11 protein-coding genes and 1 riboswitch are annotated in these 12775 nt (G+C 69.7%); of the genes, 5 read left to right on the top strand and 6 right to left on the bottom strand.

Going from position 1 to position 12775, the window contains the following annotated elements:
* The first annotated feature begins 21 nt into the window (after positions 1 to 21).
* On the top strand, positions 22 to 294 hold the full coding sequence (locus tag J2Y58_RS00150) for a CsbD family protein (RefSeq protein WP_310096865.1): 273 nt from the start codon (positions 22 to 24) through the stop codon (positions 292 to 294).
* 211 nt (positions 295 to 505) lie between these two features.
* On the opposite strand, the gene J2Y58_RS00145 is transcribed toward J2Y58_RS00150, so the two are convergent.
* From J2Y58_RS00145 to J2Y58_RS00135, 3 genes are read right to left on the bottom strand one after another with little or no spacing between them, the layout of a single operon-like run.
* Positions 506 to 889 (bottom strand): response regulator, encoded by a 384-nt coding sequence (locus J2Y58_RS00145; RefSeq protein ID WP_310096862.1) that lies wholly within the window; start codon positions 887 to 889, stop codon positions 506 to 508.
* The gene (locus J2Y58_RS00140) at positions 882 to 4349 is read right to left on the bottom strand and encodes a CheR family methyltransferase (protein WP_310096859.1); all 3468 of its coding nucleotides are present in this window, start codon (positions 4347 to 4349) and stop codon (positions 882 to 884) included. The genes J2Y58_RS00145 and J2Y58_RS00140 overlap by 8 nt, the downstream gene beginning before the upstream one ends.
* Entirely contained in the window at positions 4342 to 4899 is a 558-nt protein-coding gene (locus J2Y58_RS00135; RefSeq protein ID WP_310096856.1) for a PAS domain-containing protein, read from the bottom strand. Before J2Y58_RS00135 ends, J2Y58_RS00140 begins: the two co-directional genes overlap by 8 nt.
* Positions 4900 to 5131: 232 nt before the next feature.
* Here J2Y58_RS00135 and J2Y58_RS00130 point away from each other — a divergent pair, with 232 nt between their 5' ends.
* Positions 5132 to 6028, top strand: a complete 897-nt coding sequence (locus J2Y58_RS00130) for a TonB-dependent receptor plug domain-containing protein (protein WP_310096851.1) — start codon at positions 5132 to 5134, stop codon at positions 6026 to 6028.
* A gap of 42 nt (positions 6029 to 6070) precedes the next feature.
* Positions 6071 to 7573, top strand: a complete 1503-nt coding sequence (locus J2Y58_RS00125) for a TonB-dependent receptor (protein ID WP_310096849.1) — start codon at positions 6071 to 6073, stop codon at positions 7571 to 7573.
* 49 nt (positions 7574 to 7622) lie between these two features.
* Here J2Y58_RS00125 and J2Y58_RS00120 read toward each other — a convergent pair whose 3' ends face one another.
* Entirely contained in the window at positions 7623 to 9035 is a 1413-nt protein-coding gene (locus J2Y58_RS00120; protein WP_310096847.1) for an L-serine ammonia-lyase, read from the bottom strand.
* A 104-nt stretch (positions 9036 to 9139) separates the two neighbouring features.
* A riboswitch (glycine riboswitch) is annotated at positions 9140 to 9228 on the bottom strand.
* Between the two features lie 84 nt (positions 9229 to 9312).
* Between J2Y58_RS00120 and J2Y58_RS00115 the strand changes: the two genes are divergently transcribed.
* Both J2Y58_RS00115 and J2Y58_RS00110 read left to right on the top strand, forming a co-directional pair.
* Positions 9313 to 9936 (top strand): TetR/AcrR family transcriptional regulator, encoded by a 624-nt coding sequence (locus J2Y58_RS00115; RefSeq protein WP_310096845.1) that lies wholly within the window; start codon positions 9313 to 9315, stop codon positions 9934 to 9936.
* A gap of 291 nt (positions 9937 to 10227) precedes the next feature.
* The gene (locus tag J2Y58_RS00110) at positions 10228 to 10647 is read left to right on the top strand and encodes a hypothetical protein (protein WP_310096842.1); all 420 of its coding nucleotides are present in this window, start codon (positions 10228 to 10230) and stop codon (positions 10645 to 10647) included.
* Positions 10648 to 10786: 139 nt separating this feature from the next.
* On the opposite strand, the gene J2Y58_RS00105 is transcribed toward J2Y58_RS00110, so the two are convergent.
* Positions 10787 to 12037 (bottom strand): arsenic transporter, encoded by a 1251-nt coding sequence (locus tag J2Y58_RS00105; protein ID WP_310096840.1) that lies wholly within the window; start codon positions 12035 to 12037, stop codon positions 10787 to 10789.
* Positions 12038 to 12100: 63 nt separating this feature from the next.
* On the bottom strand, positions 12101 to 12592 hold the full coding sequence (locus J2Y58_RS00100) for a nucleoside deaminase (protein WP_310098299.1): 492 nt from the start codon (positions 12590 to 12592) through the stop codon (positions 12101 to 12103).
* Positions 12593 to 12775 lie beyond the last annotated feature (183 nt).

Genomic DNA, 12775 nt, shown 5'->3' with positions numbered 1-12775 from the left:
TTCCAACCAAGGAGACGTTCGATGAACAGCGACACGCTGACCGGCACGACCAACGATCTGGGCGGCAAGCTGAAGGAAGGCCTGGGCAAGGCGTTCAACGACGATCAGCTGCGCGCCGAGGGCACGGCCGACCGCGTCGACGGCACCGTCCAGAAGACCTACGGCGAAGCCAAGGACGCCGTCGCGCCGTTCCTCGATCAGGCACGTCGCTTCGTCAACGAACGCCCGTGGGCCGCGGCCGCGGTCGGCGGCGTGGTGGGCCTCGCCCTCCTGAACACGCTGCGCGGCAAGTAAGATCGGCCAGGGGGGCGCTGCGAGGCGCTCCCCTCGGCACCGTACGCCGGCCAAGCAAGGTCAGGCGCCGGATCGGAACGCTCCGGATCTGCTCCGCTGCGCCGCAGTCACATGAACTCGTCGGCAATTATGTCGATGCGCATCGACGGCAAAGCGTAAGCCTTCGAACGGGTGACCGGTGTCGCCGTGCCCCGCCGACGCCCATGATCCGTCAGGCGGCCCGTCGCCGGTCCGCACACCGCCGCAGCGCCGCTGCCAGCGTATCGGGCGCGCTCGGCTTTGGACATACCGTCGCGGTCGGATACCGCTGCCTCAGCGCCGCATCGTCGGCATGGCCCGAATGGAACAGCAGCGGCACGCCCGCGTCGTGCAACCGGTCGGCGGCCGGGAAGACCGCGCCGTCCGCCAGCCGCATGTCGAGCACCGCCACCGCGAACCGCCCCGCGTGGCGATCGATCTCGGCCTGCGCCTCGACGATCGTCGCGCACGGGCCGACCACGCGAAACCCGGCCTCCTCGATCGTTTCCTGAAGGTCGAGCGCGATGAACAGCTCGTCCTCCACCAGAAGCACGTCGTCGATATCGCGATCAGTCACAGGCCAGCACGCTCGTCGGAAGTTTCATACGCAGCCGAAACGATCGACCCGCCGCCTCGCTCCCCACCTCGCCGCGCATTTGTCGCACGCTCGTCTCGACCAGCAACGATCCGAACCCGCGCTGCGTCGGCGTCGCCGCCTGATCGTCGCGCCCGGTTTCCTCCCACACCAGCTCCAGCCCGTCCGCATCGGTGCGCCAGCGGACGCTCAACCCGGTTCCTTCCGCCTCCGCCGCCTCCGCCTCGCCGTGCAGCGCGCCATACTTTACCGAGTTCGTCGCCCACTCGTGGAGCACCAGCGCCAACGACGACAGGCAGTTCCGCTCCAGCGCCACGACCGGCCCCTCGATCGTGATCCGCGAATGGTCCCGGTACGGCGCCAGCGTTGCGTCCACCAGCGCCGCCAGCCCGATCGCCTGCGGCTGCCCGGCCGGCGAGGCAAGCGAGTGCGCCGATCCCAGCGCGGCGATGCGGCGGCGCAGATCGCCGGCGAAGGCGCGCACCTCCTGGTGGTTGCGCGCCGCGACGGTGATCATTCCCGCGATCACCGCGAACAGGTTCTTCACGCGGTGGTTCATCTCGCGCAGCATCAGGTCGCGCGTGTCGGCGAGCGTATATTCGGGGGTCACGTCGATCGACACGCCCAGCAATCGCGGGGGATGGCTGCCCGCGATCACGCGGCCGAAGCCCTTGATCCAGCGCGTGGTATCGCCGGCGACGACCCGGAAGGTCGCTTCGAAGTCGCCGTTGCGCTCCACCGCGCGACGCAGCGCTGTCTCCACCGTGCCGCGGTCGCCGGGCTCGATCCGGTCGAGCAACGGGTCGATGCGCGCGGCCTCGGTGCCGGCCACACCGAACAATTCCCGTTCGACCGGATCGAGCACCGTCTCGCCGGTTTCCGGGCAATATTCCCACACCCCGATCCCGGCCGCCTTGATCGCCAGGTCCAGCCGCTCGCGCTCGGCCGCCAGCTGTCGCTCGAGCGACAACGCCTCGGTGATATCGGTCAGCACCAAAGTCGTGCCGTCGACCTTGCCGGTTTGCGTCCGGTACGGCAGCACGCGCAGCGACAGCACCCGCGCACCGTCGCTGGTCGTCACCCGCCGCTGCGTCGCCGCGCCGCCTGCCGCCACGGCGCGCGCATCGTCGAGATACTCGGTCCCGCGCAACCGGCTGGCGACATCGCTCAGCGGGCGCCCCCGGTCGCCGGGCTGCAACGGGAAGATCGACACCGCCGCCTCGGTATAGCTGCGCACGTGCAGCTCGGCGTCGAGCACCACCACGGCCAGCTCGGTCGACTGGTGGAAATTGCGCAGGTCGGCGATCGCGACCGTCAGCTGCTCGACCTTGCTCTTCAGTTCGTCGTTGACCGTCGACAGCTCCTCGTTGGTCGACTGGAGCTCCTCGTTCATCGACATCATTTCTTCGTTGGAGCTCTTCAGCTCCTCGTTCGCGGTCTCCAGTTCCTCGATCGCCGTACGCAAGCGGTGCCGGGTGAGCCGCAGTTCGTCCTCGATCGCCTCCAGATGATCGTCGGTGGCGGCCAAATCCTCCAGCTCGTCCTGGTCGGACGGGCGGAACGCGCCGCTGTCGCGGAACACGAACAGCAACGTTCCGTCGCCCAGCGGGTCGCAGATCACCTCGACCGGCTGGATGCCGTAATCGGTCTCGACCTCGACATCGCGCGCCACCACGCGGCGGCGCTCGTCGCGTGCCTGCCGCAGCAGCGGACCGATGACGGTGCGCAGGCCCGCCCGCGCCAGATTCACCGCGCTGCTCCCGCCGGCCCGCGTTACCGGAAATTCGAAGTAGCGGCTCAGCTTGCCGTAGGCGGACAGGATCGCGCCGTCCTGGTCGACGATCAGGCTGGCGGGCGCATAGCGTTCGACGATACGGCGGATCGCGACGCTCTCGTTCGCCAGCGCCGGGCCGTCGCGACTGCCCGGATCACGCCCGCGCCGCGCCGTGGACGGGATCGTGTTGCCCGGCAGGTCGATCGGATAGCTCGGCGCCCCCGGCGCACGCTCGTACAGCCGCGCATGCTGGTCGACGGGCGTGAACAATTGCTCGAAACGGCCGACGCTCTCGGACGGTCCCAGGAACAGGTAACCGCCGGGCCGCAGCGCATAGTGGAACAGCGGCACCACCGATCGCTGCAACCGGTCGTCGAAATAGATCAGCAGGTTGCGACACGACACCAGGTCCACCCGCGAGAACGGCGGATCCTTGACCAGGCTGTGGTTGGAAAAGCGGATCATGTCGCGGATCGACGCCGCGATCGTGAACCGGTCGGCATGCGGCACGACATAGCGCTCGCGCAAGCCCGCCGGCAGGTCCATCAGCGCCGCATTGGGATAGCTGCCCGCGCGCGCGATCGTCAGCATCTGCTCGTCGATGTCGGTGGCGAAGATCTGCACGGCCAGCGGCGCCCCCGTGGTGCGCGCCGCTTCCGCGAACAGCATCGCGATCGTGTACGCTTCCTCGCCGCTCGAACAGCCCGGCACCCAGATGCGCAATTCGTCGTCCGTCGCGCGCTCGCGCAGCAGCGGCTCGATCACGCGCGTGCGCAGCGTCTCGAACGCCTCCGGATCGCGGAAGAAGCGGGTGACGTTGATCAGCAGGTCGCGGAACAGCGCCTCGCACTCGTCGCTGTCGCTTTTGATCCGCGCCAGATACGCGCGGCCGGTGTCGATCCCCAGCACGTGCATCCGCCGCTCGACCCGGCGGATCAGCGTCGAGCGCTTGTAGCCCGAAAAGTCGTGCCCGATTGCGGTACGCAGCACGCGGCACAGCTCGTCGACGTGATCCGCGACCACCCCGGCCTCGCGCTCGCGCGGGTCGGTGTTCCGGCGCTGGAAGAAGCCTTGCAGGCATTCCAGGATTTCGCCGGCCGGCTTCACGAAGTCGATCAGGCCGGTGCCCACCGCCGACAGCGGCATCCCGTCGTAGCGCGCGCTCTCGGGCTGCTGGACGACGCCGACCCCGCCGTTCTCCTTGATGGCACGCAACCCGGTCGTTCCGTCCGCGCCGGTGCCCGACAGGATCACGCAGGCGGCATTCGATTGCTGGTCGCTGGCCAGCGACAGGAAGAAGTCGTCGATCGGGCGCCGCAGCCCGCGCGGCTGCTGGAAATCGGTGAGCTCCAGCACGCCGTCCCGGATCGCCAGCCCCCTTCCCGGCGGAATGATATAGACCGTATCCGCCCCGATCCGCTCGCCGCCCGCGCATTGCAGCACCTCCAGCGACGTGGCGCGGTCGAGCAGCTGCGCCAGCATGCTTTCGTGATGCGGATCCAGGTGCTGGACGACGACGAACGCCAGCCCGGTCGGCATCCGCGCGGGCGCCAGCATCTCGCGCAGCGCCTCCAGCCCGCCCGCCGATGCGCCGATCCCCACCACCGGCACCGCGACCGACGCGGGGCGCGCGGGTGCGGGCGTACGGGGCGCCCCACTGCTATGCACGGACGTCCGTCTCCAGCCCGGCCAGCATCATCTTGGCCTGGGCGACGGTCGCCGCGCTGTTGGCGATGGTCAGCAGCGTGCCCTCCACCACGATCCCGGCGTCACCGGCGATCGGGGTCAACCGGCCCAGCGTCTGTGCCAGTTGCGCATCGTAATCGCTCAGCAATTCGGGCTGCGATCGGCTGACATCGAACTGCGAGGCGAAGATATAGGTCGTCGCGCCGTCGATCGACCGCAGCCGCGACATGTAGAGCAGGTTGACGAACGGCGTGCCGTCCTTGCGGAAGTTGACGATCGGCGTGCGTACGTTCGCCTGCCGCGGCTGGGCAAGAAACTCGCGCAGCCGCGCGCGCGGTTCGTCGTTCGATGCGTCGCGCTGCAACATCCGGCAGTTGCGCCCGACGACATCTTCGGGCGCGTAGCCCGTCAGCGTGCAGAAGCGGGCGTTGACCATCAGCAGATGGTTGTCGTCGTCCGCCGCCGCGATCGCCAGGGCGACGCGCGACTGTTGCAGATACTCCACCAGTGCTGCGGGAAGTTCCGGGGGCACGCACTCTCCGATCTCGACGCGGTATCCGGGGATTACGCACGAAGGCGACACAATAACAACCCGCTTTGGCACAGTCGCCGTTCCGGTGGCGGCGATCGGCGACCGGCCGTTCGGCGCGGCGATGCGGCCGGTTCGTACGTAACGGAAAATCAAAACCTTAGCGCGTAGCAGGGCTCGTTCGCGGCTGAAGCAGTCGCCAGGAGGGGATCTTTCGTTGACACGCTGTTTTCTCATGACCTCGGCCGCCCTTGGCGTCATCGCCGCCACCGCGGCGGCTGCCGATCCCGCCCCTGCGATGCCGCAGGCCGTCGCGCCCGCGCAGGACGTGGTGACCACCGGCGTCGCCAAGGGCCGCGACCGGCTCGACAGCGCCACCTCGACCAGCGTGCTGCGCGAGGCGGAGATCGCCAAGCTGGCGCCGCGCTCGGTCGGTGAGCTGCTGCGCGACATCCCCGGCGTGCTCGCCGAGGCCCCCAATGGCGAGAGCATCGCCAACATCACGATCCGCGGCCTGCCGCTGTCCTCTTCGGGCGCCAAGTTCGTGCAGCTTCAGGAAGACGGGCTGCCGGTGATGGAGTTCGGCGATATCGTCGGCGCCAGCTCCGACAGCTTCCTGCGCGTCGACCTCAACCTGGCGCAGGTGGAGGCGATCCGCGGCGGCTCCGCCTCCACCTTCGCCAGCAACTCGCCGGGCGGGCTCATCAACTTCATCTCCAAGACCGGGGAGCGTGAGGGCGGCGCCGTCGCGCTGACCGCCGGGCTCGACTTCGACCAGTATCGCGCCGACTTCGACTACGGCGGCCATCTCGGCGACGACTGGCGCTTCCACGTCGGCGGCTTCTACCGCCAGGGCGAGGGCCCGCGCCGCATCGGCTTCGACGGGCAGCGCGGCGGCCAGTTCAAGGGCAACGTGACCCGCCAATTCGCCAACGGCTACATCCGCCTCTACGCCAAGTATCTCGACGACCGCTCGCCCTTCTACGATTCGGTGCCGCTGCGCGTGACCGGCAGCGACGCCGATCCCAAGCTGGCGGCGGTGCCCGGCTTCGATCCGACCCACGACACGCTGTCCACGCGCGCGCTGCAATCGGTCGTGCTGCTGGACGAGCAGAACCAGCCCGTCCGGTAGGACATTCGCGACGGACAGCACGTCAAGGAGCGCGCGCTCGGCGTGGAAGGGCAGTTCGCGCTGTCCGACTGGACGATTACCGAGCGCTTCCGCGTCGCCGGCCACTCGGGCGGGCTGATCGGACCGTTCAGCAGCCTGTACCTGTCGCCCGCCGCCGCGCTGACGCGGCTCGGCGCGACCGGCGGCTCGTTCCGCTACGCCAGCGGTGCCGCCGCCGGCCAGGCGATCGCCGAGCCCGCCGCGCTGAACGGCAACGGCCTGATCGCGATCTACAACATCCGCGATCGTCGCCAGCAGGATGTCGGCAACGTCACCAACGACCTGCGCGCCAGCCGCGTGTGGAACCTGGGCGGCGGCGACCTGACGACCACCGCCGGCTTCTACGCCGCGCGCCAGCAGATCGACACCTCGATCCTCTACGGCGTGGCGGTGACCGAGGTGAGCGGCGGCGGCGACGCGGCGCTGCTCGACGTCTTCGACAGCGCCGGGCGCGCGCGCACCGCCAACGGCATCTATGCCCTCAACCCGCTGTCCGGCACGCAGCGCCGCACGCTGCGGCTGTCCTATGCGGTCAACGCGCCCTTCGCCTCGGCCAATTACCACATCGGCCGCGTGTCGATCGGCGGCAGCCTGCGCTACGATTTCGGCAGCGCCCACGGCCAGGTCTACGGCGTCGAGCTGGGCGGCGGTCGCGTCGGGCAGGTCGCGCGCGACGTCGATGGTGACGGCGTGATCTCGCCCGCCGAACAGCGCGTGGGCGTGACCCCGTCCGCGCCGGGCAATGTCGACTACGACTATCGCTACCTGTCCTATTCGGCGGGCGTGAACTTCCGCATTGCCGAGCCGCTGGCGGTGTTCGCACGCTACAGCCGCGGCGCGCGCGCCAATGCCGACCGCCTCACCTTCGGCGCGGTGATCGACAATGCCTCCGGCGGACTTGCGATCCCGCAGGCGGCCTACGACCCGGTCAAGCAGGCCGAACTGGGGGTCAAGTTCCGCCACCGCAACGTGACGCTGAACCTGACCGGCTTCCACGTCGATGCGCAGGATTCGAACATCAACACCTCCAACGGTTCGGTGATCGCGCGCGACTACCGCGCCAAGGGGCTCGAGTTCGAAGGCGGGCTGCGCTACGGCCTGTTCTCGCTGACCGGCGGCGCGACCTACACCGATGCGACGATCGTGCGCGACTTCGTCAATTCGGCGCTGAACGGCAACACGCCGCGCCACCAGGCCAGCCTGATCTTCCAGGCGACGCCACAGATCAGCAACGATCGCTTCGCGCTCGGCGCGGTCTTCATCGGCACCACCGACAGCTATGCGCAGGACGTCAACCTGCTCCGGATGCCGGGCTATGTGACGACGAATGCCTTCGTGCAGGTGCGCCCGACCGAGCGGCTGCTGGTGTCGGTCAACGCCACCAACCTGTTCGATGCGGTCGCGCTGACCGGCATCGACGAGGATCGCATCCCCGCCAGCGGGATCGTTCGCGGTCGCCTGCTGACGGGCCGCGCGATCTCGACGACGCTGCGCCTCGACTTCTAGGGTCTGATCCACTGACGCGGAAGCGGCGCCGGGTTCGCCCGGCGCCGCTTCAACACTCGACGACGTTCACCGCCAGCCCGCCCAGGCTGGTTTCCTTGTACTGCGTCCGCATGTCCTCGCCGGTCTGGCGCATCGTCTCGATCACCGCGTCCAGGCTGACGACATGGCTGCCGTCGCCGCGCAGCGCCAGATAGGCGGCGTTGATCGCCTTCACCGCGCCCATCGTGTTGCGCTCGATGCACGGGATCTGCACCAGTCCGCCGATCGGGTCGCAGGTTAGCCCCAGATTGTGCTCCATCCCGATCTCGGCGGCGTTCTCCACCTGCCGGTTGCTGCCCCCCAGCACCGCCGCCAGCGCGCCCGCCGCCATCGAACAGGCGACGCCCACCTCGCCCTGGCACCCCATTTCCGCGGCGGATATCGACGCGCGCTTCTTATAGAGCATCCCGATCGCCGCCGCGGTGTAGAGGAACCGCCGCGCGCCCTCCTGCCGCACCGTCGGCGGCTTGGTCGGCGCCACCAGCGTCTCGTAGAAGCGCAGCACCGCCGGCAGCACGCCGGCCGCGCCGTTGGTCGGCGCGGTCACCACCCGCCCGCCGGCCGCATTCTCCTCGTTCACCGCCAGTGCCCACAGGCTGACCCATTCGAACACCTCGGCCGGGTTGCGGCCCGGCGTGTTCCCGGTCAGCGCCTGCTCCAGCGCCCGCGCGCGCCGCCGCACCTTCAGCCCGCCCGGCAGCACGCCGTCGTGTGCGATCCCGCGGTCGATGCAGTCGCTCATCGCGTCGCGCACCGCGTCCAGGAACGCGTCGGCCTCGGCGGGCGAGCGCCACGCTTCCTCGTTCACGCGCACGATCTCGGCGATCGACAGCCCGGTCGTGTCCCCCAGCGCCAGCAGCTCGGCGCTTGACGAGAACGGGTGCCGGACCGCGATATTCTCCGCCAGCACCGGCGCACCCTTGCGCAGGATCGCGCCGCCGCCGATCGAGAAATACGTCTCGGCATAGCCGGTCCCGTCCGCCAGCCGCGCGGTGAAGCCGATGCCGTTGGGATGCTCCGGCAAGAAGTCGCGCGGGTGGAAGACGATGTCGATCGCCTCCGCGAAGGGGATCGTCCGCTCCCCGGCCAGCATCAGCTTCGATCGCTCGCGGATGTCGGCCAGCAACCCGGGCGCGGCATCCGGATCGACGCGTTCCGGCTCCCACCCCGCCAATCCCAGGATCGCCGCGGTGTCGGTGGCATGACCGCGCCCGGTCAGCGCCAGCGATCCGTACAGGTCGCACCGCACCCCCGTCACCGCCTGCTCCTGCGCCACCGCGCGCTGGGCGAAGTCGAACGCCGCGCGCATCGGCCCGACCGTGTGCGAGCTCGACGGCCCGATCCCGATCGTGAACAGTTCGGCGATGCTGATCGGCCGCGACGCGCATCGGTCCAGCGCTGGGGTCGGAAAATCGGGCTGCATGTATCCTCGCGGGTCGGAGTGCATGCCCCATCTGTCCCTTGCGCCTGAGATCGCTATCCCGTCGGCGGGCGCCGGATCTCCCCGCCGCCTCTCTCCAGATGTCCTTGGCCGATGTGGTCCTTTTGCCTGAGAGTTTCCGGGGCGGTTGCTCCTTCGGCGCCGGGGCACGCCCGGTCTCTCCCACATCGACGTCGTCGGCCGCGGTATCGGCGCGCATCGCGAACCGGTCAAGCCGCCCCTCGACGCCGGGCTGCCGCCGCATTATATACCGGCCGTTATGGAATCGACCGTGCTTGCCGACGCCCCCGCCCCCACCCGCGGGCGTCCGCGCGAATTCTGCCCCGAGGCCGCGCTCGGCGCCGCGCTCGGCGTGTTCTGGGCCAAGGGCTATGACGGCGCCTCGATAGCGGACCTCACCGCCGCGATGGGCATCACCAAGCCCAGCCTGTACGCCGCCTTCGGCAACAAGGAACAGCTCTTCCACCAGGCGCTCGACCGCTACGAGGCGGAAAAGCTCGCCTACACGCGCGAGGCGTTGAAACAGCCGACCGCGCGCGGCGTCGCCGAGCATTTCATGCGCGGTGCGGTCGCGGCGCAGACCAGCAGCTGCGACCCGAAAGGCTGCATGGGCGTCATCAGCGCCACCGCGTGCAGCGCCGCCGCCGACTCGATCAAGGCGCACATCATGGAACGCCGCGCCTCGTCGAACGCCGCGCTGGTCGCGCGCTTCGAACAGGCCAAGACCGAGGGCGACCTGCCCGTGCACGTCGATCCGCAGGGGCTGGCGCATTACCTCTATGCACTGCTTCAGGGGATGGCGGTGCTCGCTACCTCCGGCGCCACGCGCGCCGATCTCGACCGCATCGTCGATCTCAGCCTGTCGATGTGGCCGACCGCCTGATGCGCGGCTGTAAAAAATAAATTACCGACCGGTACAGAAAGTCGTTGACGGTCCGTCGGACGGTTTATATACCAGGCGGTACGGAATGGGGAGCCACCCCGGCACCTCAGCATCGCAGGAGCCGCTGATGGATCCTCGTTCCCACGCCCGCCCCGGCGCGACCTGATCGCCGCGCCCCGACCGACCGTTTTTCCCGCGTACCGTTCCCGCTCGCGCTTCCCCCGTCGTCGCTGACGCCGGGAACGGTGGCGCCCGCCCTGTCCTGCCCACATTCTCTTGGGGAGATCGCCCATGGCCTATCTGATGCTCGACGACGACCGCGCGGTCGTCACCACCCCGCTTTCCGGCGCCCCGCTTGCCGCCCCAGCTCCCTGCGCCGATCCGGTGCCGGAGGCGCCCGCGCGCCTCTCCGCGCTGGAATGGTCCGTCGTGGCGCTCGCCCGTCAGGACCGGCTGTCGTCGCTGAACCGCCCGGGTCGCATCGCCACCGCACTCGCGATCCTCTTCAAGCCGCCGCACAACCGCATGCTCGCCGACGAACGGCTGGAGGCGCTGCGCCGTATCGCGGTCTTCGGCTGGCACTATGGCTACACGATTCCCACGGAGGAGCTGAAGCGCTTCCTCAAGGCCGGCTTCTCGCCCGCGCAATACGAACTGATGATGGACAGCATCGGCGTCGCCAAGCTCGGCAACGCACGCCGCCAGGCGTAACGTCGGCGCGGCTGCCTTTTTCCCCCGTTCGGCCTGAGCGTGCCGAAGGACGTGTGCCAAACGCACGCGCTTCGACAGGCTCGGCATGAACGGGGTGAAGCGACCGACTTTTCCCTTTCCGGCCCGGCCCCCGGCGCGCTCACCCGATCAGCAACCGCGCTCCCAGCGCCGCCACCAGCGCCGGGATCATCGTCGCCGCCCCGACCTTCAGAAACCGCCAGAAACCGACGTCCTCTCCCTCGCGCCGGATCGCCTGCAGCCAAAGGATGGTCGCCAGGCTCCCCGTGATCGACAGGTTCGGCCCCAGGTCGACCCCGATCAGCAGCGCGTCGACGATCACCCGCGGCGGCTGCGCCTGCGCCACCGCGGTGCTCGCGATCAGGCCGGCGGGCAGGTTGTTCATCAGGTTCGACGCGAACGCCAGCACCGTGCCCGACCAGGCCGCCCCGCGCACCGGCTCCGCGGCAAGGTCGCGCAGGCCCACCGCGACCCGCGCGATCACGCCGGTGCGATCGAGCGCCTCGACCAGCACGAACAGCCCCGCGACCAGCGGCAGCACGCTCCACGACACCGCCCGCACCGTCGCTGCCGGCGAGCGCCGCACGAGCGCCGCGACTGCCCCCATCGTCGCTGCGCCCGCGATGCACGTCGGCAATCCCAGCGGCCGGTCGAATGCCGACACCGCCAGCAGCAGCACCGCCGTCGCGGCGATCCCCGCCAGCGCCGCCTTCCCCGCCGGGGTCAGCGGCACCCGCGCCACCGTGCTCTCGCACACCCCCGTCAGCCGCGCGCGCTCGACGCAGCGCAACGCCACGAACGTCACCACGATCGCCGCCACCGACGGCACCGCGAACGACGCGAACCATTCACCCAGCGGCGGCATCCGCCCCCCGTACAGCACCAGATTGGCCGGATTCGAGATCGGCAGGACGAAGCTCGCCGCATTGGCGATCAACGCGCAGGCGAACAGCAGCGGCAGCGGCTCCGCCCGCGCCGTGCGCGCCGCGGCATACACCGCCGGGGTCAGCACCACCGCGGTCGCATCGTTGGACAGAAACGTCGTCGTCACCACGCCCGTGGCATTGACCAGCAGGAACAGCCGCCGGGGCGATCCCCGCGCATGGCCGACCGCCGTCGCCGCCACCCAGTCGAACAGCCCCTGCTCGCGCGCCGTCTCGCTGAGCAGCATCATGCCGATCAGGAACAGGTAGACGTCCGCCCCCTTTCCGACCGCGAACAGCGCCTCGCGCGGCGTGACGAGCCCGCATACCAGCAGCATCGCCGCGCCGGCCACCGCCCAGATCGCCTCGGGCCAGCGGAACGGTCGCGCGATCACTCCTGCGGTGGCGGCGGCGCAGATGCCCCAGGTCGCGGCGGTGGCGATCGTCATGCGGCGCCCCTGCCCGATCGCGTGCGCGCGCACCAGCGCCCGGGCGCCGCACGCCCGCTTTCGTCAGAGGTTGGCCTGCTCGTCCTCCGGCAGATCGGCGTCGGGCGGGTAATAGAGCTCGGCGCACTCCGCGCGCAGGCACCCGCCCTCGATCACGATGTCGTCGCGATACGCATCGGCGATGAAGGTCAGCGTGTCGACATGCCGCGCCTCGAAATACATCGCGTGCACGTCGTCGCGTCCCGCGCCGTAGACGACGCGCCCGACCTTCGACCAGATCGACGCCATGGTGCACATCCCGCACGGTTGCAGCGTCGAATAGAGCGTCGCATCGCGCAGCTCCAGCGCGCCCTCGCTCTCGCACCCGCGCCGGATCGCCATCATCTCGGCATGGGCGGTCGCGTCGGGCAGCTCGTGGGTCTGGTTGCGCTCGGCCGCGATCACCCGCCCGCCGCGCACGATCACCGCCCCCAAGGGCGAGGTGGAGGGATCGCTCCCCTTCGATCGCGCGATCTTGATCGCCTCGCGCATCCAGCGTTCGTCTTCCTGATCCATCGCCCCCCAACGCCGCCGCACGGGATTTGGGTGCACGGCCCGACGCTCAACCGTCATTCCCGCGAAGTCGGGAATCCGGACGCGCAGGTCCAGCGATCGGCCCCCGTCGTCAGAGGTTCCGGATCCCCGCCTCCGCGGCGATGACGCTGGTGGGTGCGGCGCCCGCCACGAAACGACACACTG

This window comes from Sphingomonas sp. BE138 (assembly GCF_031456125.1).
Lineage (GTDB): Bacteria > Pseudomonadota > Alphaproteobacteria > Sphingomonadales > Sphingomonadaceae > Sphingomonas.
Note: the sequence above shows the minus strand (reverse complement) of the source record. Positions and strands in the feature narration are given on the sequence as shown.

Excerpts from the sequence above, each read along its gene's own strand:
- J2Y58_RS00105 (WP_310096840.1), bottom strand. The coding sequence starts at position 12,037 with ATGACGATCGCCACCGCCGCGACCTGGGGCATCTGCGCCGCCGCCACC.
- J2Y58_RS00110 (WP_310096842.1), top strand. The coding sequence starts at position 10,228 with ATGGCCTATCTGATGCTCGACGACGACCGCGCGGTCGTCACCACCCCG.
- J2Y58_RS00115 (WP_310096845.1), top strand. The coding sequence starts at position 9,313 with ATGGAATCGACCGTGCTTGCCGACGCCCCCGCCCCCACCCGCGGGCGT.
- J2Y58_RS00150 (WP_310096865.1), top strand. The coding sequence starts at position 22 with ATGAACAGCGACACGCTGACCGGCACGACCAACGATCTGGGCGGCAAG.
- J2Y58_RS00130 (WP_310096851.1), top strand. The coding sequence starts at position 5,132 with ATGACCTCGGCCGCCCTTGGCGTCATCGCCGCCACCGCGGCGGCTGCC.
- J2Y58_RS00120 (WP_310096847.1), bottom strand. The coding sequence starts at position 9,035 with ATGCAGCCCGATTTTCCGACCCCAGCGCTGGACCGATGCGCGTCGCGG.
- J2Y58_RS00100 (WP_310098299.1), bottom strand. The coding sequence starts at position 12,592 with ATGGATCAGGAAGACGAACGCTGGATGCGCGAGGCGATCAAGATCGCG.